23 protein-coding genes are annotated in these 25,017 nt (G+C 49.0%); 5 read left to right on the forward strand and 18 right to left on the reverse strand.

Annotation, left to right across the window (positions count from 1 at the left end; all coding sequences use genetic code 11):
* Positions 1-171: 171 nt before the first annotated feature.
* On the reverse strand, positions 172-2,535 hold the full coding sequence (ppsA, locus tag AC3QL0_RS08565; RefSeq protein ID WP_493008102.1) for a phosphoenolpyruvate synthase: 2,364 nt from the start codon (positions 2,533-2,535) through the stop codon (positions 172-174).
* Between the two features lie 147 nt (positions 2,536-2,682).
* Between ppsA and ppsR the strand changes: the two genes are divergently transcribed.
* Positions 2,683-3,519 carry a posphoenolpyruvate synthetase regulatory kinase/phosphorylase PpsR gene (gene ppsR, locus AC3QL0_RS08570; protein WP_493008103.1) on the forward strand — a complete coding sequence of 279 codons (837 nt, stop codon included), beginning with the start codon at positions 2,683-2,685 and terminating at the stop codon, positions 3,517-3,519.
* Between the two features lie 4 nt (positions 3,520-3,523).
* Here ppsR and AC3QL0_RS08575 read toward each other — a convergent pair whose 3' ends face one another.
* The 16 genes from AC3QL0_RS08575 to rpsB form a co-directional block, all read right to left on the reverse strand.
* Entirely contained in the window at positions 3,524-4,312 is a 789-nt protein-coding gene (locus tag AC3QL0_RS08575; protein WP_493008104.1) for a TrmH family RNA methyltransferase, read from the reverse strand.
* Complete coding sequence (gene rnhB / locus AC3QL0_RS08580; RefSeq protein WP_135862953.1) at positions 4,309-4,923, reverse strand: ribonuclease HII; 615 nt, start codon at positions 4,921-4,923, stop codon at positions 4,309-4,311. Before rnhB ends, AC3QL0_RS08575 begins: the two co-directional genes overlap by 4 nt.
* Positions 4,913-6,115, reverse strand: a complete 1,203-nt coding sequence (gene lpxB / locus AC3QL0_RS08585) for a lipid-A-disaccharide synthase (protein ID WP_493008105.1) — start codon at positions 6,113-6,115, stop codon at positions 4,913-4,915. Before lpxB ends, rnhB begins: the two co-directional genes overlap by 11 nt.
* A complete protein-coding gene (lpxA, locus tag AC3QL0_RS08590; protein WP_493008106.1) occupies positions 6,112-6,888 on the reverse strand; it encodes an acyl-ACP--UDP-N-acetylglucosamine O-acyltransferase in 777 nt (258 codons plus the stop codon). The genes lpxB and lpxA overlap by 4 nt, the downstream gene beginning before the upstream one ends.
* On the reverse strand, positions 6,885-7,346 hold the full coding sequence (gene fabZ / locus AC3QL0_RS08595) for a 3-hydroxyacyl-ACP dehydratase FabZ (protein ID WP_135862957.1): 462 nt from the start codon (positions 7,344-7,346) through the stop codon (positions 6,885-6,887). Before fabZ ends, lpxA begins: the two co-directional genes overlap by 4 nt.
* 17 nt (positions 7,347-7,363) lie before the next feature.
* Positions 7,364-8,455 carry a UDP-3-O-(3-hydroxymyristoyl)glucosamine N-acyltransferase gene (gene lpxD / locus AC3QL0_RS08600; protein ID WP_493008107.1) on the reverse strand — a complete coding sequence of 364 codons (1,092 nt, stop codon included), beginning with the start codon at positions 8,453-8,455 and terminating at the stop codon, positions 7,364-7,366.
* Positions 8,456-8,461: 6 nt separating this feature from the next.
* Positions 8,462-9,016, reverse strand: coding sequence for an OmpH/Skp family outer membrane protein (locus AC3QL0_RS08605; protein WP_135865576.1), 555 nt, complete (start codon positions 9,014-9,016; stop codon positions 8,462-8,464).
* A gap of 60 nt (positions 9,017-9,076) precedes the next feature.
* Positions 9,077-11,422 carry an outer membrane protein assembly factor BamA gene (gene bamA / locus AC3QL0_RS08610; RefSeq protein WP_493008108.1) on the reverse strand — a complete coding sequence of 782 codons (2,346 nt, stop codon included), beginning with the start codon at positions 11,420-11,422 and terminating at the stop codon, positions 9,077-9,079.
* Between the two features lie 52 nt (positions 11,423-11,474).
* Complete coding sequence (rseP, locus tag AC3QL0_RS08615; RefSeq protein WP_493008109.1) at positions 11,475-12,806, reverse strand: RIP metalloprotease RseP; 1,332 nt, start codon at positions 12,804-12,806, stop codon at positions 11,475-11,477.
* Between the two features lie 27 nt (positions 12,807-12,833).
* The gene (gene ispC, locus AC3QL0_RS08620) at positions 12,834-14,036 is read right to left on the reverse strand and encodes a 1-deoxy-D-xylulose-5-phosphate reductoisomerase (protein WP_493008110.1); all 1,203 of its coding nucleotides are present in this window, start codon (positions 14,034-14,036) and stop codon (positions 12,834-12,836) included.
* Positions 14,037-14,038: 2 nt separating this feature from the next.
* Positions 14,039-14,920, reverse strand: a complete 882-nt coding sequence (locus AC3QL0_RS08625) for a phosphatidate cytidylyltransferase (RefSeq protein ID WP_493008111.1) — start codon at positions 14,918-14,920, stop codon at positions 14,039-14,041.
* Positions 14,921-14,941: 21 nt separating this feature from the next.
* Positions 14,942-15,697, reverse strand: coding sequence for a polyprenyl diphosphate synthase (gene uppS, locus AC3QL0_RS08630; RefSeq protein WP_135865568.1), 756 nt, complete (start codon positions 15,695-15,697; stop codon positions 14,942-14,944).
* A gap of 21 nt (positions 15,698-15,718) precedes the next feature.
* Complete coding sequence (gene frr, locus AC3QL0_RS08635) at positions 15,719-16,279, reverse strand: ribosome recycling factor (RefSeq protein ID WP_493008112.1); 561 nt, start codon at positions 16,277-16,279, stop codon at positions 15,719-15,721.
* Between the two features lie 15 nt (positions 16,280-16,294).
* Positions 16,295-17,011 (reverse strand): UMP kinase, encoded by a 717-nt coding sequence (pyrH, locus tag AC3QL0_RS08640; RefSeq protein WP_135865564.1) that lies wholly within the window; start codon positions 17,009-17,011, stop codon positions 16,295-16,297.
* A 121-nt stretch (positions 17,012-17,132) separates the two neighbouring features.
* Positions 17,133-18,008, reverse strand: a complete 876-nt coding sequence (gene tsf / locus AC3QL0_RS08645; RefSeq protein ID WP_493008113.1) for a translation elongation factor Ts — start codon at positions 18,006-18,008, stop codon at positions 17,133-17,135.
* Between the two features lie 127 nt (positions 18,009-18,135).
* Positions 18,136-18,906 (reverse strand): 30S ribosomal protein S2, encoded by a 771-nt coding sequence (gene rpsB, locus AC3QL0_RS08650; protein ID WP_493008114.1) that lies wholly within the window; start codon positions 18,904-18,906, stop codon positions 18,136-18,138.
* 239 nt (positions 18,907-19,145) lie between these two features.
* Here rpsB and map point away from each other — a divergent pair, with 239 nt between their 5' ends.
* The 4 genes from map to AC3QL0_RS08670 are packed head-to-tail and all read left to right on the forward strand — an operon-like array spanning position 19,146 to position 23,780.
* Complete coding sequence (map, locus tag AC3QL0_RS08655; protein ID WP_493008115.1) at positions 19,146-19,958, forward strand: type I methionyl aminopeptidase; 813 nt, start codon at positions 19,146-19,148, stop codon at positions 19,956-19,958.
* 7 nt (positions 19,959-19,965) lie between these two features.
* Entirely contained in the window at positions 19,966-22,524 is a 2,559-nt protein-coding gene (locus AC3QL0_RS08660; RefSeq protein ID WP_493008116.1) for a [protein-PII] uridylyltransferase, read from the forward strand.
* A 19-nt stretch (positions 22,525-22,543) separates the two neighbouring features.
* Positions 22,544-23,245, forward strand: coding sequence for a MarC family protein (locus AC3QL0_RS08665; RefSeq protein ID WP_135864951.1), 702 nt, complete (start codon positions 22,544-22,546; stop codon positions 23,243-23,245).
* 28 nt (positions 23,246-23,273) lie between these two features.
* Complete coding sequence (locus AC3QL0_RS08670) at positions 23,274-23,780, forward strand: disulfide bond formation protein B (RefSeq protein WP_493008117.1); 507 nt, start codon at positions 23,274-23,276, stop codon at positions 23,778-23,780.
* Positions 23,781-23,852: 72 nt separating this feature from the next.
* Here AC3QL0_RS08670 and AC3QL0_RS08675 read toward each other — a convergent pair whose 3' ends face one another.
* A complete protein-coding gene (locus AC3QL0_RS08675; RefSeq protein ID WP_493008118.1) occupies positions 23,853-24,962 on the reverse strand; it encodes a YncE family protein in 1,110 nt (369 codons plus the stop codon).
* Between the last annotated feature and the right edge of the window lie 55 nt (positions 24,963-25,017).

Raw genomic sequence — 25,017 nt, forward strand, 5'->3', positions numbered from 1 at the left:
ATGCTTTTTACCGTTGCACAGACAAACATTCGCTTACTTTATCAAACCACTTTAAACCCATACCCTATCTTCGTCATTATCATGAGCGTCGCACCATGTAGACATAAAAAAGAGCCTCATAAAGAGGCTCTTTTAGACGGGATAGATACACCCTAGAAACGCTGTCGCTAATTACTTAGCTAGACGCTGCCATGTATCAACCACGGTATCAGGGTTCAGCGACAAGGATTGAATACCTTCATCACGCAACCACTCAGCCAAGTCTGGGTGATCACTAGGGCCTTGACCACAAATACCTACGTATTTGCCTGCTTTGTTACACGCTTGAATCGCACGGCTCAGCATGAATTTCACCGCAGCATCACGCTCGTCGAAATCAGCAGCCAGCAGTTCCATACCAGAGTCACGATCCAGCCCCAGTGTCAACTGAGTCATATCGTTAGAACCGATGGAGAAACCGTCAAAGTATTGCAGGAATTCATCAGCCAAGATTGCGTTAGAAGGCACTTCACACATCATGATGACGCGCAAACCGTTCTTACCACGCTCCAGACCGTTAGCAGCCAACATATTCACTACGCGCTCTGCTTGAGACAGTGTACGCACGAATGGCACCATGATTTCCACGTTGGTCAGGCCCATTTCATCACGTACTTTCTTCAGTGCTTCACACTCCATGCGGAAACACTCTTCGAAGTCGTCAGAGATGTAACGTGCTGCACCACGGAAGCCCAGCATTGGGTTCTCTTCCTCTGGCTCGTAACGGGAACCACCAACTAATTTTCGGTATTCGTTGGATTTGAAATCGGACAAACGTACGATAACTGGTTTTGGATAGAAAGCAGCGCCTAAAGTCGCTACACCTTCAGCCAATTTTTCCACGAAGAAAGCACGTGGGCTGGCGTAACCGCGTGCTGCAGACTCAACAGCTTTTTTCAGCTCGCTGTCTACATTGGGGTAATCTAACACCGCTTTAGGGTGAATTGCGATGTTGTTATTGATAATGAACTCAAGGCGAGCCAGACCAATACCAGCATTAGGAATCTGAGCGAAGTCAAAAGCCAATTGTGGGTTGCCCACGTTCATCATGACTTTCAAGCCCACTTCAGGCATTTCGCCCCAGCGTACTTCTTCGATATGTGTTTCCAGCAAACCGTCGTAAATACGGCCTTCGTCGCCTTCTGCGCACGATACAGTCACTTCTTGACCTGCTTTCAGCACGTCAGTCGCGTTACCACAACCTACTACCGCAGGAATACCTAACTCACGCGCAATAATCGCAGCGTGACATGTACGGCCACCACGGTTAGTGACGATAGCGGAGGCCAATTTCATCACAGGTTCCCAGTTAGGGTCTGTCATGTCGGTAACCAAGATATCGCCTGCTTTAACTTGATCCATTTCGCTGGCATCGCCAACCAAACGCACCGTACCTGAACCAATTTTCTGACCAATAGCACGGCCAGTTACCAGTACGTCGCCAGTTGCTTTCAAGCTATAGCGCTCTTGTACATCGTTTGCGCTTTGCTGAGACTTAACGGTTTCTGGACGAGCTTGCAGAATGTAGATTTTGCCATCTATACCATCACGACCCCACTCAACGTCCATTGGGCGTTGGTAGTGTTTTTCGATAATAGTGGCGTATTTTGCCAACTCGATTACTTCGTCGTCGCTCAGGGAGTAACGGTTACGCTCGTTAACAGGTACATCAACGGTGCGCACGGACTCACCGCTTTCACGCAGTGGATCGAATTCCATTTTCAACAGTTTGGAACCAATACGACGGCTGATGATGGGGTAATGACCCGCAGCCAAAGATGGTTTGAACACGTAAAACTCGTCGGGGTTCACTGCACCCTGCACAACGGTTTCGCCCAAGCCGTAGGATGAAGTGATAAACACTACATCTTGGAAACCAGACTCTGTATCAATGGTGAACATCACACCAGCACTGCCCTTGTCAGAGCGCACCATGCGTTGGATACCTGCGGACAAAGCCACTTCAGCGTGAGCAAAGCCTTTGTGTACACGGTAAGAAATGGCACGGTCGTTGTACAAGGAAGCAAATACCAAGTGGATTTTTTCCAGTACGTCGTCCATACCTACCACGTTCAGGTAGCTTTCTTGCTGACCAGCGAAAGACGCGTCAGGCAAGTCTTCTGCTGTAGCAGAAGAACGCACAGCGAAAGAACCTTTACCGTCTGCATCCAACTTAGCGAATGCTTCGCGGATTTGCTGCTCCAGCTCTGCTGGGAAAGGTGTTTCGATGATCCATTTACGGATTTCTGCACCAGCTACTGCCAGTTCACGTACATCGTCAGCATCCAATTTGCTCAGACGGTCAGCAATACGCTGATCCAAACCATCGGCTTTCAGGAACACACGGAAGGCTTCTGCTGTGGTCGCGAAACCGCCTGGCACGCGCACACCGGCACCTGCCAACTGGCTAATCATTTCCCCTAGGGAGGCGTTTTTGCCCCCTACGGTGTCCACGTCCGTCATACGGAGTGTTTCAAATGGCAAAACATAAGACATAAAAGTCACCTTAATAGTAAAAAAGCGTGTTTGCTTAATGTGCTGCACCGCAGCGAGCACTAAGCAAACTTGCCTTGCTCGGATTTGAGGTCACTGTTAATCTCTGGAATTGTACCTTTTAATAGGCTTTTGTGTGCCCTTTTAGTTATGACATCGTCACTGATCAAACGTACCGTTTTTATAGTTTCGGATAGCACTGGTATCACAGCAGAAACCTTCGGGCATTCCGTCCTCTCCCAGTTCGACCAGTTCAATTTCGAGGCGGTGCGTATGCCTTTCATTGACACCATCGAAAAGGCCCAGGATGTCGCTGAACGCATTAATCGCTGTGCCGAAGAGAAGAATGTGAAGCCCTTGGTGTTCAGCACCTTGGTAGACCCTAAAATGGCCAAAATCGTGGGTGCCTCCAACTGCACTTTCTTAGATTTATTCGGCTCATTTTTGCGTCACATTGAGCGTGCTCTCGGCGTGAAATCCAGCCGCTCTGTAGGCCGTTCTCACAGCAATGGACTGTCTAAACAATACAACAACCGTATCGAAGCCATTAACTTCACATTGGCCCACGACGACGGTCAATATGTGCAGGGTTTAGAACAGGCTGATGTCATCTTGGTTGGCGTCTCCCGTTGCGGTAAAACACCTACCAGTTTGTACTTGGCGATGCAGTACGCCGTTAAGGCCGCCAACTATCCTCTTATCCCTGAAGACTTCGAGCGCGACACGTTGCCTGCTACGCTGGCTCCTTACCGCAACAAACTGTTTGGTCTGTCTATTCAGCCTGAACGCTTGGCCGAAGTACGTAACGAACGCCGTCCCAACAGTAAATACGCGTCACTGCAACAATGTATAGATGAAGTGGCCGATGCTGAACGCATGATGCGTATGGAGGCCATCCCTTGGCTATCCACCACCAGTCGTTCTATAGAAGAAATTTCCAGCAAAATTCTGGAAGAAATCGGCCTTAACCGCCGTATGTTGTACTAAGGCTTTAGCCTTGCAGATGCTGGCGGCGTTGTTCAAACAGACAAATAGCCGCCGCAACTGCCACGTTCAATGACTCTACCGCCGCTTCCTGCGGTATAAACACCTGATGGCGTGATTGCGCCACCAAATCAGGATGCACGCCTCGCCCCTCATTACCAAATAGCCACGCGCCTTCCTTGGCAATCTCCAAGGCAAATAACGACTGCGCCTTATCACTCAGCATCGTTGTGTAGACTGGCACTTGGGCATTCTGCAACAACGCCTGCAAATTTTGGTTTTCATGAATAGCTAGAGCAAAATGTGCGCCTTGCCCACTACGCAAGCTTTTTTGCGACCATGCATCAGCACAACCTAACGACAAAAACACATCACCTATGCCGGCTGCTGCCGCAGTGCGTAATAACGTACCCAAATTACCTGGGTCTTGTACCCTGTCCAACAACAACGCTGCCTTCTTCAGTACGGGTTGTGCTGGCACCACTGGTCGTTGCACTACAAATGCTATGCCCTGCCCTTGCTCTACGCTAGAAAGGCCTTTCATCAGGCTAGAACTCAGCATCAGTTGCTGACGTACAGGCACCGCATCTATCAAGCGTTGCACTGATTCTGAAAACGGTTCGCGCTCAGCATCTATCACCACCATTTCTGGTGTGCCGTAATGCTGTAACCAGCTTTGGCACAGATTGGGACCCTCCAACCACAAGACAGGTAGATCCCCCTCTGCTGGACGTTTGCCTTCTACCACGCGCTGCAGGCGTTTATAGGTAGGGTTCTGACGCGACTCAATAATCATGATGATGCTTTATCGTTTAATGCTCGCTGCACGGGGGCAAAACTACGTCGGTGTTCAGGACACGGTCCATGCTCACGCAACAACTCACTATGCAGCGCGGTACCGTAGCCCTTATGCTGATCAAAAGCATACTGAGGGTAACGCTCATGCATCTGCAAACAGGCCGCATCACGCGCCGTTTTAGCCAGAATGGATGCAGCAGAGATGGCTTGTACTTGGCTATCACCCTTGATTACCGCACGCGCAGGAGCATTTAAGCCTTCGGGTACACGATTGCCATCAATCAAGATCAGCTCAGGTTGTGCTGGCAGCGCTTCGCATGCACGACGCATAGCCAGCATAGTGGCCTGCAAAATATTGATCTCATCAATTTCCTCACGGCTAGCGCTACTAATGCTCCACGCTAGGGCTTGCTCTCGAATCAGCTCAGCCAAATAGTCGCGTTTTTTAGCGGTGAGTTTTTTAGAATCTGTTAGCCCGTCTATAGGGCGATTCGGATCCAGGATAACAGCGGCAGCAAAAACTGGGCCTGCTAATGGCCCACGTCCCGCTTCATCTACCCCTGCTACCAATGACCCTGACTGCAATAGCTGCGATAAATCAGCGTTCACGTGCCACCTGCATAATCACTTCTGCCGCCAATTTGGGCGTATCCAAACGCAATACTTCATGTAAATGCTGGAATTTCTGCTCTACACCTTGGCGCCATGAGCTATCATTCAACGCTTTTTCACATGCTTTGGCCAATTTTTCAGGCTCAGCATCGTCTTGTAATAATTCTGGAACCACGAAATCTTGACTCAAGATATTTGGTAGACCTATCCAGTCTAGCAGCGGTTTTTCTTGGCCTGACTGCCACGCCATGAGTCGTTTCATCATGGGCGTTAACACGTAAGAGATCACCATGGGTTTCTTATAGAGCGCCGCTTCCAACGTCGCCGTACCACTGGCCACCAACAACGCATCGCTGGCTTCCATCACATCCCACGCCACAGGCTTACTACCACCATCTTGCAGTAAAGTAGGTGCTTGTGTCTCTGCCGTAACAATACGCAGATTATCTACAGGATTATGACGCAAAATTTCCAGAAACTGCTGATGTCGGGCCTCATTCACTACTGGCACAATCACATGTAAATTAGGATCGTCTTTTTGCAACCGCTGTACGGTTTGCAGGAAACGAGGAGCCAACTGCATGATTTCTGATTTTCTACTACCAGGCAGTACCCCGAGAATTTTCACATCTTCTGGGATATTCAATCGTTGGCGCGCTGCCTGCTGGTTAGGTACCAGCGGAATATTCTGCGCCAATGGGTGCCCCACATAGGTCACCGGTATGCCCTCTTTCTGGTAGATTTCAACCTCAAAAGGAAATAACACCAGCATGTGGGATACGGCTTTACGTATAGTATGAATACGCTCGTAGCGCCATGCCCATATAGATGGGCTTACGAACTGTACGGTTGCAATACCTGCTTTACGCAGATCAGATTCCATACGTAGGTTGAAATCAGGCGCATCAATGCCTACGAACACATCAGGCCGTTGTTTCAGCCAGCGTCGCCGCACACCGTAATACGTATTCAGTAATCGAGGCAAGCTTTTTAAGGCATCCACATAACCGAATACCGATAAGGCATCCATGGGATACCAGGCATTAAAACCTGCCGACGTCATCTCAGGACCGCCAATACCGTTAAACACGGCATCAGGATCCTCGTGTTGCAACCCTCGCTGAATACGCGAGGCTAGCAGGTCGCCCGAAGGCTCCCCTGCTACCATCCCTATATTCAGGCCGCTCATGGGCGAACGATACCTCGGTGCGACTGCTCCAAGAAATCAACCATAATGGCTGTTTCTGGGGTTTGGTCTAAGGCTTTCATTTGCGCTAACGCCTCTTCTACTTTGAGATCACGGCGGTACAGCAACTTGTAGAGGTTTTTAACATTGGACACAGCCGCTGCATCAAAACCTCGACGGTTTAAGCCTTCTGAGTTCACACCAACAGGTCGGAATGGATCGCCAGCGCCAATCACGTAAGGAGGCACATCCTGACGTATGGAACTGGTACCACCAATCATGCAATGTGCACCAATGCGTACGAACTGATGTATCGCAGTCAGCCCGCCAATAATAGCCCAATCACCCACATGAATATGACCTGCAAACTGCACACTGTTTGCAATCACGGTATGACTGGCGATCTGGCAGTCATGCGCAATGTGCACATACGCCATGATCCAGTTATCGTCGCCCACACGCGTTACGCCTACGTCTTGGGTAGTACCGGTGTTGATCGTTACATACTCACGTATGGTATTGCCATCACCGATTTCCAAGCGCGTAGGCTCACCCGCATATTTTTTGTCTTGAGGCATCCCACCAATAGAGCAAAAACGGTAAAAATTATTGTTTTTACCTATAGTGGTATGACCGTCGATGACGCAGTGTGAACCCACCACTGTGCCAGCGCCGATTTCTACGTTTTCACCAATAATGCTGTATGCACCTACTTGAACGTCATCTGCAAGACGCGCTCCCGGTGCAATGATTGCGGTAGGATGTATTAGACTCATTGATCGTCTTTTTCCAAAATACGGATGGCACACATCAACTTAGCTTCGGCCACGACTTGACCTTCTACCAAGGTTCTTGCTGTGTATTTACACATCGTGCGGCTAATGCGGTCTGCTGTCACTTCCAAACGCAACTGATCGCCTGGTACAACTGGTTTACGGAAACGTGCGCCATCCACACCTACCAAGTAGTAAGCGATTTTTTGACTGGCTGGGTTAATTTCCGGATGCCCTTCGAAAGAGAACAGAGCCGCTGCTTGCGCCATTGCTTCAATAATCAGCACGCCAGGCATAACTGGATGATGCGGGAAATGACCAGTAAAGAAAGGCTCGTTCAGAGTGACATTTTTAATGGCCACAATGCTCTTGCCTGGCACCATTTCCAAGACACGGTCTACCAGCAACATCGGGTAGCGATGCGGTAGACGTTCCATAATTTGTTTAATATCCAGTTCCATGACTTATCCTATATTTGCTATTCGTTATTGTTTTCACGTTCCAACGCACGTAGACGGCGTCGTAAAGTCGCGAGCTGCGTCAATACGGCCGCATTGCGTTGCCAGTGTTGGTGGTCCGCAAACGGGAACACACCTGTGTAATGACCAGGCTCTTTGATATCAGCCGTAATGGCAGTACCGCCTGAAATCTGCACTTCGTCAGTAATGTGCAAATGGCCGGAGAACATAGCCGCACCACCAATAATGCAACGCTCACCAATATGCGTAGAGCCCGCAATACCAGTACATGCAGCAATAGCTGTATGTTCACCAATGTGAACGTTATGACCTACCATGATCTGGTTATCCAGTTTCACGCCATTAGCAATGACAGTGTTATCTAACGCACCACGATCAACAGTCGTGTTCGCGCCTATTTCCACATCATTACCTAGTTCTACAGCACCAATCTGCGAGATCTTTGCCCAAGCACCTGCTTGTCGTGGGTCTGGCGCAAAGCCAAAACCATCAGCACCAAGCACCGCACCAGAGTGCAAAATACAGCGATTACCCATGCGTACTTGATGATATAAGACCACGCGTGCATGCAATAAGCAGTCCTCACCAATGACGCAATCTGCACCAATGCTGCAGCCTGCGCCAATGCGTGTCCCTTTGCCTATTTGCACACCAGCTTCGATCACGGTGTAAGCGCCAATAGTGACGTTTTCACCCACTACGGCTGAGGGATCAACCATTGCCGTAGGATGAATGCCTTTAGGCAGACTATTCAGTCTATGCTCATCAAACCATTGTGCCAGCAACGCATACATCGCGTACGGCTGCTCACACAACACCACTGCAAAGCCTGGCTCACTATCCAAGGATTGGTAGTCCGCAGTAGTCAAAATGACTGCGGCAGCCTCTGTGGTGGTCAGTTGTCCTTTTAGCTTCTGATTAGATAAGAAGCTTAACTCGCTAGACCCGGCATGAAGCAAAGAGCCCAGTCCCTGTATACGTGGAACGGGCTCTTTGCGGGGAGCCAGACTACACGGTAGTCCGGCTTTTTGTACGATGCCGAGTAGCTGTTCTAATGAAGGCGCCCTATCGGACGCTAACAATACTGGCATTATGTATTAATTACCCAATGCGGTCAGCACTTCTTCCGTGATGTCTACACGTGGGTTTACTGTTACTGCATCTTGAATGATCAGATCGTAACCTTGAGTCTCAGCAATACGCTGGATAGCGGCATCCGCTTTTTCCACAATAGCGGAAAACTCTTCATTACGGCGACGGTTAAAATCCTCTTGGAATTCACGACGTTTACGCTGCAGGTCTGCATCCATGTCTGTCAGCTGACGCTCACGACGAATACGATCTGTTTCGGACATTACAGGTGCATCTTTGTCGAATTTCACTGCGTCATCACGCAGTTGGTTCGCCAAACGCTGCAACTCTTCGTCACGACGCTTGAATTCAGATTCGATTTTTTGCTGTGCAGCCAATGCAGGTTTGGAGTCACGCAGAATGCGCTCTGTACTCACAAAGCCAATTTTGGTTTGCGCTTGCACTACAGGTGTAGCCACGATGGCCGACACACCCAAGACAGCAGCCATAAGCGCAGTACGATTGCGGCGAACCAATTGGCTGCCAACTGCTGAAAGTTTAAACGCGAATTTAGACGACATGTAAATCTACCTTGCTAATAACGCTGCGAAAAAGTTAATTGTGCCATTAATTACAGGAATTTAAAACGCAGTACCAATCTGGAACTGGAACGCTTGCTTATCATCACCTGGTTTGGAGTTCAGTGCTCTACCGTATGACAGTTGCAATGGCCCCATTGGAGATTGCCACGACAGACCTATACCTGCGGAGTATTTCCAACCGCATGGGTCTTCAGCTCTATGCTTATCAGAGCCTTTCATGCATGAGCCGTCGGAGTTATCCACCCTACCCACATCACCAAAGATGAACCAGCGCAATGTACGGTCACGTGATGCCCCGGGGAATGGTAGATACAGCTGTACGTTACCCACAATACGGCGTGAACCACCCAAATAGTCATTTGTTAGTTCGTCGCGCGGCCCCAAGGAAGCCCCCTCATACCCACGCACCGACCCAATACCACCACCATACATGGTTTTAATGATTGGGAACGCTTTACTACCATAGGACTTACCGTAGTCCACAAAACCATTAAAGGCCAGTGTAGTAGATCGGCTAAGTGGCAGGTAGTACTGTTGCTGAGCACTTAACAAATAATAACGCAAGTCTAGCGTAGAGAAGTCTGCAGACAAGCGTGTGTAGCTGCCTCGAGTAGGTGCCAAGGCGCTGTCACGCGTATCTTTAGACCAGCCTAGGTTAAAGATCAATGCGTTTGTGCCTCTACCATACTCTTTTACAAAGTCTTGATATGCCTGAGGCATATGGACGGGATCATACTTGCCAATTTTGTTGTGCTCAAAGTTAGCACCCACAAAAATACGGTCGTATTCGGAAATAGGCACACCAAAGTTCATCCCCAAACCGTAGGCTGTCACCTGGTAATCACCATCGCTATAGCCACGTGTGTCGTAAGGGGTAGTACGGCGGTAGTACAACGATGTCGTTTTACTAATACCGTCTTGTGTCCAGTAAGGATCAGTGTGCGAAATAATGGCAGAACGGTTGGTCTTGCTAGTATTTACCTGCAACGACAAACTATTACCACTACCAAAAATATTGTCTTGGCTAATACCCGCTGACAACATCACCTTATCTGTAGAACCGTAACCCACACCCAAGTTAATCATACCAGTGGGTTTTTCTTTCACGTTGACGTTTACGTCTACCTGGTCAGGTGAACCTGGCACTGGCGACGTAGTGACATCCACCTCATTGAAGTAACCCAAACGGTCAATACGGTCACGCGATGCGCTGATACTGTCGGAATCGTACCAAGCGGCTTCGCTTTGACGCATTTCACGACGCACCACTTCGTCACGGGTACGAACGTTACCCCCCACTTGAATACGGCGCACATATACACGGCGGCCTGGATCTACGTAGAAGGTCAAATCGGTAGTGTTATTTTCGCGATCCAATACAGGGTGAGGGTTCACGTTAGCAAACGCATAACCCAATGTTCCCAAGTAGTCGCTAATCGCTTTAGCCGTTTCGTTGGTTTTCTCAGCAGAGAAACGTTCATTGGCTTTTACTTTCACCAATTGCTGGATTTCGTCTTCCATACCCAGCAAATCGCCAGCCAATTTCACATCCGTTACGGTGTAAGGCTTACCTTCGTTTACGGTCAGCGTAACGAAAATACCTTCACGATCTGGAGAAATCGATACCTGCGGAGGCTCAGACGAAAATTCCAAATAACCTTCATCTAGGTAATAAGAACGGATACGCTCCATATCACCTTCCAGCTTTTCTCTGGAATACTTATCACTGCCGGTATACCAGGTCATCATGCCTGGGGTTGTCAAATCCATCAGATCCAACAAGGTGCCAGTGCTGACTTCTTTGTTACCAACAATGTTGATCTCTTGAATCTTAGCCAGATCACCTTCGAACACGTCAAAGCTGATACCCACACGATTACGTGGCAAAGGAGTAATGATTGGCGTAATTTCAACGCTGTACTTACCTTTGCTCAGATACTGCTGCTTCAATTCGAATTCGGCACGCTCAAGCATAGAGCGGTCAAAAATGCGTCCTTCACCAAAACCAACCTGCGACAACGACTGTGTAATCGCTTTAGCATCAAACTCTCGCATACCGTTAAAGGTCACCGACGCGATGGTAGGACGCTCAGCAACGGTAATCACCAACACATCACCGTTAGTATCTACTTTCACATCACTAAAGAAACCCGACGCATACAGACGCTGAATAGCTTCACTTGCTTTAGTTTCGTCGAACTGTTCACCCACCTTCACTGGCAAGTAGCTAAACACCGCACCGGGATCTACCCGTTGGATACCTTCCACCTGAATGTCGCGCACAACAAAAGGGGTAAAAGCATTTGCCAAAGCGGGAGCCAGCAGCGAGGCCACCAAAAAAGGCAAAGTACGCAAAGTAAATGTTGGTTTACGGCGTAACGACATCCTGTGAATCCTTGGTTGATCTTAATGGGGTTGAATTTTAAGCTATGGATGGCTAACTGAAAAGGCGCGTAAAGTCATTTGTAAACGCCAGCACCATAAAGAATGCAAGTATACCCAATCCTATGGCTCTTCCGCGAGCTTGCCATACTTCTGATAGAGGACGGCCTCGCACAGCTTCGATCGCATAATACAGCAAATGCCCCCCGTCCAGCATGGGTATGGGCAAAAGATTTAACAATCCTATACTAATACTGATCAATGCTAGGAAGTTTAAGTAGGCAATTGCGCCAATACTCGCACTCTGACCCGCATAATCCGCAATAGAGACTGGGCCGCTGAGGTTTTTCACTGAAACCTCACCCACTAGCATACGGCCTATCATCTTAATAGACATCCACAAGGTGTCTACTGTTCGACTAAAACCGCGCTGTATGCTGTCTAACACACCATAACGCACCGTTACCATTGGCAATGCATTACCCACACGCAAGCCCACACGACCTACCGTCGCAGTGCCAGTATCGTATGCATCAACAACTACTGGTATACGAATAGTGTCTTCACCACGTTGAATCGTGAACGTAATGGTTTGACCTGGTACTTTCTGTATCGCAGCCACGAACTGGTCAGCAGTTTGGTAGCGCTGATCGTTGACTGCTAAGATCAAATCCTCTGCCTGCACACCAGCATCGCCAGCGCTACTGCCCTCTTTCACCACACTTTTGACGATAGGCGTGCCTGGCATCAATACAAAACCCGCTTCACCCAACACATCAGGCTTATCAGGATCAATTTGTACTTTAGGCAAATCAATATCGTAGGTTACACTCACGCCCGAGGGGGCAGTCGCCTCAAGACTAACACGCCTCCCAGAGGATAACGCATCCATCATTTGCCAGCGAAACTGCGTCCATGAAGCGATGGCATGACCATCCACGGCAGTGATCACACTGCCCTCTGGGATATGCGCTGACGCGGCAACACTATGCTCTGGCGCGGCCCCCATAATGGGCGCCGGCTCTTCGCTACCCACTGCACCTATAATCGCATAGAGAATGATCGCTAGCAGCAAGTTGGCTATAGGCCCTGCTACCGTAATCGCCGAACGCTGCAACAAGCTTTTATTGTTATAGGCGGATGCTTCTTCGGCTGCTTTAGCGTGCTCAGGTGGTTCATTGCGCATCATGACATAGCCGCCTAGCGGCAAGGCTGAAAATGCCCATTCGCAGCCGTTCTTATCTGTGCGCTTAAAGAGTACTTTGCCGAAACCAAACGAAAAGCGCTCTACATGTACGCCACACCAGCGTGCCACCCAATAATGGCCTAGCTCATGAATAGTAACCAATAAGCCAATGGCAACAATAAAAGCAATAACAGTGACCACTCAACGCAACCCTAGTTCGTCAACCTACTAGACCGTCACAGCACACAAACTACGTGCCTGTTCACGTGCTCGCTGGTCTATATGCAAAATAGCGTCCAACGAGTCCAATACCACATTTGGTAATGCAGTAATTTTTTCTATGCTTTCCGCGATAACTTTCACGATATCGGTGTAAGCAATCTTACGGTTTAAGAAATGCTCTACAGCAATTTCATTTGCCGCATTCAGCGTAATACAGGCAACCTGCGAACTACGCAACGCATCAAACGCCAACTTCAAACAAGGGAAGCGCTGAAAGTCGGGTTCCTCAAAATCCAAACGGCCCAAGGTAGACAGTTCCAGCAAGCCTACACCGCTTTGTATACGTTCTGCACACCCTAACCCATAGGCAATGGGTGTACGCATGTCTGGTTGCCCCAACTGAGCCAACACCGAGCCGTCCACATACTCCACCATAGAGTGGATCATGCTTTGCGGATGCACTAACACTTGGATTTGATCTGCAGGCATACCAAACAACCAATGCGCCTCTATCACTTCCAAGCCCTTATTGACCATGGTTGCGGAGTCTACAGAGATCTTCCTGCCCATACTCCAATTCGGATGAGCGCATGCTTGCTCTGGTGTGACCGACGACAATAGCTCAGGCGCCCATGTTCTAAATGGCCCACCGGAAGCGGTCACTAACAATCTGCGTATAGTTTGATCTGCGGGGGCCGGCACATCTTTGCGTATGCGCTCAGGCAAGCACTGGTAAATAGCGCTGTGCTCGCTATCAATAGGAATTAGCTCAGCTTTACCCGTTTTTACGGCATCGATAAATAGCTGACCAGCCGTGATCAGCGCTTCTTTATTCGCCAGCAAAATACGCTTGCCCGCATACGCCGCTGCTAATACAGGCTCTAAACACGCGGCACCAACAATAGCCGCCATCACTGTAGTAACGGAAGCATCAGATGCTGTTTGCACCAACGCTTGGCTACCAATACGTACCTCGGGTTTGGCTACGCCTTGCCCCAAATATTGCAAAAACTCAGCCGCCGCTTCGTCAGTAGGCACTACTACTACTGCGGGCTGATATTTTCTGACCTGCTCGGCTAATTGCTGCATGCTGCGATGCGCTGTTAACGCATACGCAGCCATTTTTTCCGGATGACGGGCAATCACGTCCAAGGTGCTACAACCTATGGAGCCAGTAGAGCCCAACACGCAAACACGTTGAAATTCCATAATCAATGCACCAGCTTAGCAACTTCCAAGAATGGACCACCTAGCAGCAGCGCGACTGGTGCCACTGGAATCAACGCATCAATACGATCAAATACACCGCCATGCCCTGGCAACAGATTACTAGAGTCTTTCACGCCAGCACGACGTTTCAATAGCGACTCAAACAAATCACCCATCACCGATAGCGCAGCCAAACCTGCCGCAATCAGAATAACCAGTGGCCACGACCAACGTACAGTAAGTGCATGCGCATAACTGCCATCTATTTGAGCAGTAAGCACAATGTAGAGCACCACACCAATCACACCACCCACGAAACCAGCCCATGTTTTCCCGGGGCTAATACGCGCCGCCAGTTTCGCTTTACCGAATGCTCGACCACAAAAATACGCAGCAATATCAGCCACCCACACAATGGCCATCATGGACAACAGATACCAGGCATTACGGTATTGCAGCATTTCGTTTAGAGATGCCCACGCCACCAACACTGCCACCACACCAAAGACGCTTAGTGCTGGCTTTGCAGACGGATGATCTACTTGTGCAAAACCCAACATCAAACTTACCCCTATCACCCAATAGAGCACTACCAAGGGAAGTAAGATCATGAAGAACTGCGCACGTATGGCATCAGCCCATGGCTGCAGCTCCACAGGCTGCCAACCCACTAGGAGGGCCAACATTGCGAGAAAAGACAGAAATCCTAAACCAGGAGCCAACCATCCTGAATGCTCAGGCCACGACAAACGCAACCACTCCCAGACTGCGCTGGCAGCAATAATGGTTAACAGCAAGGCTAGCGGCCATTTGGACGGTAAGATCATGGCCACCAACAGTACAGCAATCAGCACGACAGCTGTTATTACCCGCTGCTTCAACATAATCTCTACACCTTTAAAAGATTAGCGCCCTGCCAGTTGGGCACTTGTACGGCCGAAGCGACGCTCTCTACCTGCGTACCATTCAAAGGCACGGGTTAACGCATCAGCATCAAAATCTGGCCAATAACTATCTGTAAAGTACAGCTCGGTATAAGCCAACTGCCAGATTAGAAAATTAGAAATGCGTTGCTCACCACCAGTACGGACGAACAAATCCGGTTCGGGAGCAAAAGACATGGAAAGATAAGGGGATAGCATTTCCTCATCCAAAGCCTCTGGCGATTGTGCCAGCTCAGGATGCTCAGCCAGTAAGCGACGAGTTGCTTGAAGAATATCCCAACGACCACCGTAATTGGCCGCAATAGTGAGTTGTAACGCTGTATTGTGTTGCGTGCTTTCTTCGGCTTGGCGAATCAGCTCTTGCAGACGTGGCTCAAAGGCAGACAAATCACCAATCACACGCAAGCGCACTCCTTGTTTGCTGAGTTTACCTACTTCTTTTTCTAGCGTTTGTACAAAAAGGCGCATCAATAGTGATACTTCTTCTTGGGGTCGGCGCCAGTTTTCGGAACTGAAAGCAAACAGTGTTAGATACTCCACGCCAGCTTTACCACAGGCTTCTACCGCACGGCGTACTGCCTGCATGCCACGTATGTGACCTGCTGTGCGGGGAAGCATGCGGCGGGTGGCCCACCTACCATTGCCATCCATAATAATCGCCAAATGGCGCGGGACAGCACTGTAGTCCGGTATGGATTGCGTAGAGCTTTTAGACATGGGCCACACCTGTATAACGGCCTAAACCGTCATGACTTCTTGTTCTTTTGCTGCAATCATTTTTTCGATTTCAGCAATGAACTTATCCGTCAACTTCTGAATTTCATCTTGGAAACGACGATCATCATCCTCAGAAATTTCTTTGTCTTTCAGAAGACGTTTAGCCGCATCGTTAGCTTCGCGACGCAGGTTGCGTACAGCAACTTTAGAGTCTTCGCCATCACCACGAACCACTTTGGTCAGGTCACGACGACGCTCTTCGGTCAATGCTGGTAGGGGTACACGAATAGTTTCGCCCAACAGAATTGGATTCAAACCTAAATCGGATTCACGTATGGCTTTGTCCACTGCGGGAGCCATATGTTTTTCCCAAACTTGCAAGTTCAGTGTACGAGCATCTGCAACGCTAACGTTAGCGACTTGCCCAACTGGCACATCCGAACCATAGTACTCAACCATCACGTGATCCAACAAACCTGCGTGAGCACGGCCTGTACGAATCTTACTCAAACTAACTTGCAGCGCCTCCAAAGAGCGCTTCATGCGGCTCTCGGCTGAACTACGAATTTCAGACAAACTCATTGTTGAATTCCTGTATCAAACGTGTACCAAAGTACCCTCGTCTTCACCGCATACTGCGCGAGTCAGCGCGCCAAGTTTGTTGATGGAGAACACTTTGATAGGAAGTTTTCGATCACGACACAACGCAAAAGCTGTAGCATCCATGACTTCAAGACGACGCACAATAGCTTCATCAAAGCTAATACGCGCATAACGCGTAGCACCGGGGTCTTTGTTCGGGTCTGCGCTGTAAATACCGTCTACTTTGGTTGCTTTCAGCACAATTTCCGCACCCACTTCTGCGCCACGCAACGCTGCAGCAGTATCCGTTGTAAAGAACGGGTTACCGGTACCAGCAGCAAATACCACCACCTTGCCTTCTTCCAGATAGCGCAAGGCTTTGGGACGGATGTAAGGTTCTACCACCTGCTCGATATTCAGAGCGGATTGTACGCGTGCATCCAGACCACGATTTTTCAACGCATCTTGCAAAGCCAGTGCGTTCATTACTGTGGCCATCATTCCCATGTAATCAGCAGTGGCACGGTCCATACCTTGCGCACCTGCGGCAATACCTCGGAAGATATTACCGCCACCGATTACGATACCAACCTGAACACCCATCGCAACGACTTCGGAGATTTCCTCTGTCATGCGCATGATGGTGGCGCGGTTAATGCCAAAGGCATCTTCCCCCATTAGCGCTTCACCAGATAATTTAAGCAGAATACGTTTATAGAGAGGGGTATTCATGGCAGGGCTTCCAGACATAGGTACTGATGAAATTTAATGCAGTAAAACACAATGGCAGGCGCCAGTCTATGGCGCCTGCCGAAAAAAACGAAACAGAATTAAAATCTGTCACTGTTTCGTATTAGTTGCCAGCTTGAGCAGCAGCAACTTCAGCAGCGAAGTCTTCGTTACGACGTTCGATACCTTCACCCACCACAAACAAAGCGTAGCCAGTGATTTGAGCGCCCTGCTCTTTCAGCATTTGCTCTACAGTCAGTTTGTCGTTTTTCACGAAAGGCTGAGACAACAGAGTCACTTCTTTCAAGAATTTGGCAACGGAACCTTCAACCATTTTCTTAACGATTTCTTCTGGCTTGCCAGACTCGGCAGCTTTCTGAGCAGCAACGGAACGCTCTGTTTCGATGTCAGCAGCGTCAACACCGGATGCATCCAATGCTTTAGGACGTGTTGCAGCGATGTGCATAGCCAAGTCTTTACCAACTTCGTCGTCACCAGCGAACTCAACCAATGTAGCGATACGGCCACCGTGTACGTATTGAGCCAGTTTGTTAGCTGTTTCAAAACGTTTGAAACGACGGATAGTCATGTTTTCGCCAATACGGCCGATCAATTCAGCACGCACGCTTTCAACTGTACTGCCATTCAAAGGCAATGCAGCCAAAGCTTCTACGTCTGCTGGGTTGTTTTCTGCAACCAACTTAGCCACTTCGTTTACGAAGTTGATGAAGTCATCGTTTTTAGCTACGAAGTCGGTTTCGCAGTTAACTTCAACTACGGCACCTTTTTTGGCGTCTTCAGCAATGAATACAGTTACCAAGCCTTCAGCTGTTACACGGGATGCGGCTTTGCTTGCTTTGCTGCCCAGTTTTACACGTAGCAGCTCTTCAGCTTTGGCCATATCGCCATCAGTTTCAACCAGCGCTTTTTTGCACTCCATCATTGGCGCGTCAGTTTTTTCGCGCAGTTCTTTAACCATCGATGCTGAGATTTGAGCCACGATATTCTCCAATTCGGTAAACACGAGCCCTGGCGAACCAGGGCCGATGAAATTCTACGCGGCGACTATTCAGGGATCATGACACGAACAGTCGCCACCTGCACGAAGCAGGGTTTAGGTGAAGAGATTACTCTTCGCTGCCGTTTTCTTCGACAACTTCAACTTCTTCCACTTCAACGAATTCTTCGTTTTCGCGGATGCCTTCAACCAAACCGCTCAGTGCTTGGTTACGGCCTTCCAGAACGGCATCTGCCATGCCACGTGCGTACAACGCAATAGCTTTGGCGGAGTCATCGTTACCAGGAATAACTTTAGTCAAGCCATCTGGGGAGTGGTTGGTATCAACAACTGCCACAACTGGGATACCCAGTGTGCGAGCTTCTGCCACAGCAATTTTGTGGTAGCCAACGTCGATCACGAACAGTGCGTCTGGCAACTTGTTCATGTCTTTGATACCGCCGATGGATTTGTGCAGTTTTTCCAACTCACGTTCAAACAGCAGACCTTCTTTCTTAGTCATGCGCTCCAGTGCGCCATCGGCCACTTGAGCTTCCATGTCTTTCAGACGTTTGATAGAAGTTTTAACTGTTTTGAAGTTGGTCATCATACCGCCCAGCCAACGGCTGTCTACGTATGGCATACCGCAACGTTCGGCTTCAGCAGCTACCAATTCACGCGCTGCGCGTTTAGTACCTACGAACAGAACGCTACCACCACGAGCTACCAGCTGAGTGATGAACTTCTGAGAGTCGATGAAGTTGACAACCGTTTTTTCCAGGTTGATGATGTGGATACGGTTACGTTGACCAAAAATGTACTGAGCCATTTTTGGGTTCCAGAAACGGGTTTGGTGGCCGAAGTGTACGCCGGCTTCCAACATTTCACGCATTAAAGACATGCTGTTCTCACAAGGGTTAGGTCTTGTACCCATTCAGTATCCGGCAGGGATCTTGCACTAAAGCTTAGGCAATCTTCCAGACACCCCGAGACAAATGGGCACGCGATTTACATAAATAAAAGTCTTACCTGTTGCCGCCGCAAGACTCTCTCAAAAGCTATACAATAAGTAAAGACTAGTGGCGAAATACGGGTAAGTCCGTAATTTTACTATTTTTAAACGCTTTAATTCAAGTCATCATGAGTATTATTGTTTCCGATCCCGCTGATTTAGATAAAATGCGCGCTGCCTGCCAGGCCGCAGCAGCCACCTTGGACTTCCTCGGTACACACGTACGTGCTGGCATTACTACGGCTGAATTGGACGCGCTCTGCAAAGACTTCATCACCAACACATTGCATGTAGAGTCTGCCACTGTAGGCTACGCCCCTCCTGGCTATCCGCCATTTCCCGGCGCTATTTGCACCTCCGTTAACCACGTAATTTGTCACGGCATTCCTGCTGACAAAGCACTGAAAAACGGCGACATCCTGAACATTGACGTCACCGTAATTAAAGACGGTTGGTTTGGTGACACAAGCCGTATGTATTTTGTTGGCGAACCGTCCATTTTGGCAAAACGCTTGGTAGAAACCACCTATGAATGCATGTGGTTGGGCATTGACATGGTCAAGCCTGGCGCGCGTTTGGGTGATATTGGCCACGTTATTCAACAACACGCTGAGTCCAAAAACTACTCTGTAGTGCGTGAGTATTGCGGCCATGGCATTGGCCAAAAATTTCACCAAGACCCACAAGTGTTGCATTACGGCAAACCCGGCACTGGTGTAGAGCTAAAACCAGGCATGATTTTCACTATTGAACCTATGATCAACGCTGGTCGTCGCGATATTCGCACCCTACCTGACCAATGGACTGTAGTAACTCGTGACCGCAGCCTGTCAGCACAATGGGAGCACAGCATTCTGGTTACCGAAACTGGCTACGAAGTACTGACTATTTCGCCTGATATGCCAGCACCACCAGCCTTTGTAAAAGGCCACCAAGCCTAAGCACATCATGGCTATCGCCGCTATACGTATACGTCATCAGCAAAGACGACGTAAAGCCATAGAACGGTTTCAGCGCAATCATCGCGCTGAGCCGTTGCTGCGCCGATTAAGCCAAGTTGCAGACCAAACACTCAAAAAGCTTTTTGCACGCGCGGCACTACCTGAAGAGTGTGCCGTCTGTGCTGTAGGCGGTTACGGCCGCAAAGAGCTATACCCTGAGTCTGATCTGGATATTCTTATCCTACTGCCCAGCACTCCCACACCCAGCATGGCTGCCAGCGTTGAGCAGTTAATTGCCTCGTTATGGGATACCGGACTTAAAGCCGCCCATGCCGTACGCACGGTTGCTCAATGTGTCAGTGAAGCACGCACAGATATCACCACCCAAACATCGCTATTAGATACCCGTTGGGTGTGCGGCTCTGTAGCTCTGGTGAAAGAACTGCAGCAACAACTGCATGATGCGTTAAACCCCCAAGCCTTCTTTTTGGCTAAACGGGCTGAAATGCGTCAGCGCCATCTGCGCTATCAAGGCACCGCCTATGCTTTAGAGCCTAACTGTAAAGAATCACCTGGCGCCTTACGCGACTTACAAGTGTTGTTTTGGGTAGCTAAAGCGGCAGGCTTAGGTGACACCTGGTCGGATATCGCACACTCAGGTTTATTAGATGACGCTGAACTGCGCGCTATTAAACGAGTCAGTACTGCCTTTATGCGATTACGTGTAGAGCTGCATCTACTTTGCGAGCGCCGTGAAGACCGATTGCTGTTTGATTTGCAACCTCGATTGGCCAAGCTCTATGGTTTTCAAGATACTGACGGACGACTAGCTAGCGAAGTGTTGATGCAGCGTTATTACTGGGCTGCTCGCGTTGTGTCTCAGTTAAACCTAATCTTCATGCAAGAGCTGGAAGAGCATTTATTACCAGCACCAGAGGCATTACCTCAGTTTCTGGATAATGAGTTCGAGATACTAAACCACCGCCTGCATTTGCGTGAACCCGAGTTATTACCCCAGCAGCCTGCGTTACTATTTCGCAGCTTCTTGCACTTACAGCAGCAACCCCAGTTGCAGGGCATGACGGCCTCTACACTGCGGGCAATCTGGCATCATCGCCGGCTGATAGACGAGCGTTTCCGTAGCCAACCCGAACACCGCCAGCTGTTTATACAGATATTGCAGCAGCCTCGTGGTATGCTACACGCGCTGCGATTGATGACCATGCTGAATATTTTGCCACGCTATCTGCCTCCTTTCAGGCGTATCGTCGGGCAAATGCAGCATGATCTGTTCCACACCTACACAGTGGACCAGCATACGCTGATGGTAATTCGCAATCTGCGTCGATTCACCATGGCAGACCACGCCAATGAGCATCCTTTAGCAGCCGAGTTAGCAACAGATTTTCAAGACTATTGGGTACTGTACATTGCTGCCCTTTTTCACGACATTGCCAAAGGGCGCGGCGGTAATCACTCTGAGCTAGGCGCTGACGACGCGCTGCAGTTTTGTCACGAACATGGGCTAACCGAAGAACAAACTACGCTAGTCGTATTTTTGGTGCGTGAGCATTTGCAAATGTCGCTGTTTGCTCAAAAGCGGGATATCTATGACCCCACCGTCGTGCAAGAGTTTGCCAGCCACCTACCCAACATGCATACGCTAGATGCGTTATACATGCTGACGATTGCCGATATTAAAGGCACCAACCCAAATATCTGGAATACGTGGAAAGCCAAGCTACTGGATGACCTGTATCACCTGACACATAAAGCCTTACGCCATCAAAACACCTTGCCTGCTGGCAGCTTCCTCGCACAGCGTAAACAAGCCGCGCAGAATCAGCTACTAGACCGTGGCCTGGCACTAGACACTGTTCAACGCTTCTGGAGTGTGCTGGATATAGATTACTTCCTACGCCACGATAGCGAAGATATTATTTGGCACAGTCACGAGCTATGTCCTATTTGGGAGCAAGCCAATTTTGCCTATGCTTCGGTACACGCATTGGGCAATGACCATCTACATCAGGTCATGGTTTATGCCCCTGACAGGTCTGATTTATTCATGCAGTTGTGCCAGTTTTTCGACCAAAATGGCTTAGGCATTCAAGACGCTCGTATCTACACCACCCAGCACCACTGGGCCCTAGATACCTTCGTGGTAGAAGTACCCGCCGAAACTGCCCAGCAACCAAATTTCGCACAGCGACTAAAATACAGTCTAGAGCACTGGCTACAACAAACACCTACAGCCGAAGAGCCAGAGCCTACGGATTACATTGCCCCCTACGAAGCACAGGCTAGAGCTTTCCCCATTACGCCTACCTTCGAGTTGAGCTTACACGGTAACCATCTCTGGAAATTGACAATAGTCACTAGCGATCGCAAAGGACTGTTGTATAGTCTCGCTAAAGTCTTTGTCAGCAACGGCATCAATCTAAAATCCGCCAAAATCATGACACTAGGCCAACGGGTAGAAGACAGCTTTTTGCTCTACAGCGAAAACTTACAACAACAAACACACTTCAAAAATTTCGAGCGGCAACTCGCCGAAACGCTTTAATCATCAGGGCTTTACGTAAATGACCGATTCAGTCTTATGGTTGGATTTTGGCAGAAGTTTTCTGTTTACCATTGCCACTCTGCTGCCCATGCTTAACCCGCCGGCTGCAGCACCTATCTTTTTAACGCTGACCGAAGGTGCCTCTACACCCGCGCGTAACGAATTGGCTAAACGCGTATGCGTGAATATTTTCATCATGCTAGCCATCGCATTGGTCGCCGGCAACTTGGTCTTGGACTTGTTTGGTATTTCATTGCCCATCATCCGTATAGGCGGTGGGCTACTAGTGATTGTCACAGCCTGGAATCTGGTGGTTGCGACCGACCCAGACACCAGCCATGCTCAAGATATGGTAGAGCAATATTCATTTGAAAAAGTGCGCTCCAAAGCCTTTTATCCGCTCACCTTCCCTATGCTATGTGGCCCAGGCTCTATCTCTGCCGCATTAACTGTAGGGGTGACACTGCACGATTCCACCACTATTCTAACCGCCAGCAAATTAACCGGTTCTATTACTGCCATTGCCGCTGCCGCCATAATCGTATACATGTGCTTACGTTTTGCATCGCAGTTTCTTTATAAGCTAGGCACCACCGGTACTGCGGTACTCATGCGTTTATCTGCATTCATTCTGCTCTGCTTGGGTGTGCAAATTGTGTGGGACGGCGTGCATGATCTAGTGTTAAATCTGCTTATTGAAGCTGCCAAAGCTACCCAGTAACCCCTTTCAGCCTCTTCTTGATTCAATAATGAACAATACCTCTACTAAACTGCTGTTCCTGCTATCTGGGCTGTGTTTCTTGGCACTGGCTGTAGCACTGGTTTCTCAACATATGTTCGGCATGCGCCCTTGTGCGTGGTGCGTACTGCAACGCCTGATGCTTATTGCGGTGGGTGTAGGCTGCTTATTTGCGGGCATAGCGGCGAAACTCAATATTAACGTTATCGCTAAACTGCTGACGCTACTCAGCGCCTTGCTAGCAGCCAGCGGTATTTGGGCTGCCTGGCACCAATACAGCGTGGCGTCGCTCAGCTTTTCATGCGATCAAACCCTAGCTGACCGCATCATGACTCAATCCGGGTTGGAAAGCCAATTCCCATCACTTTTCGGTATTTATGCCACCTGCATGGATGCCCGTGTTGAACTACTAGGGATTGAATATGCACTGTGGGGCATGGGGCTGTTTGCTGTCTGCTTACTCGCCTTGCTCTATGTATTGTTTAAAAAGCCTGCACGTAGCTTCTACGGTATGTAAAACAAAACAGAAAAGCCCTCAACCTTGTAGGTTGAGGGCTTTTTTTATCGTAGCTCTGTCTGTTCGTGACCCTTACTGGGCCACTGCATTCAAATCAATACGCACTACGCTTTCCCGCGCACTGATCTTATGCCCCGCCGTGAAGGGAGATTTCACTGTGACATACAGTTGATTATCTGGACCTAACAATAAGCTATTTGGATGCTCTGCTAAGGTGTACTCCGCTTTTACTGCATGTGTCCCTGCATCCAACACAGACACCTTACCCTGTGCTCGATGACTCAGATACAGCTCATCCCGTTCTGGATTAAACAGCACATCTAAGGCATCACCAACGGCTAACTGCTTAACCAACTGTCCTGTGCTCGCATTCAACACGTACACTGTTTTTTGATGCTGAGACTCAGTGACATAAAGCTGATTGCGTTTTTTATCCACGGCAATATTCAACAACAATGCCGGATCTGTTCCTGCTGGCTTCCAACGTTGGGTGATTTGATCGTTTTGCGTATCAATCACTAAAATTTCACCATCGCCATTTGCTGCGTATAAACGTTGATTATCCGTATCTAGCCATAATCCCGTGACCCATTTCCCCGCGTTTTCTATCGTATGCTGCAACGTTAAATCTGCATCATCCAGTACCCAAATCACCGCAGGATTACCTACGCCTCCCACATAAACACGATGGTTTGCCGGATCGTGCCTGATGCTACGAGGCCCCACATTGAAGCCATCCGTACCCACATTGCTAAACCTAATACGCTGAGTTGTACCCTTATCCCCCAACTCTACACGTGATACACCCGGAGTCAGGCTATTGGTCACAAACAATACATCTCCATCAGGATTAGTAGTCAGACCAAAATTACGTTCATCACTGTGAATCACGCCTTTGACATCTAGGCTTTGTGGGTCCAGTTTGTAAATAACGCCCCCTCGCACTCCATCTGCCATTTCTGCAGAGGCCACGTACACTGCCTTATCTGCTGGGCTATACGCTAGCTGATAAATGCCATAAGCCAGCTCTTTACGTAAGCCTCCATCCGCAGTAATGGTAGTCTTTTGCACCAGCTCTGGTGTGATAGGCTGAGCTGGAAAGTTTGAAATTTGTGCGTGTACCAAAGGTGCACTGAAAAGTGCAAACGATAACGCAGTAAGACATACATGACGGTTCAACATAATTTTCCTTTTTATTCATACTGCACTACGCCACCACACCGCTCACAATCTCGCT

This window comes from Paenalcaligenes sp. GW821-LYS-B07-1, assembly GCF_058803365.1.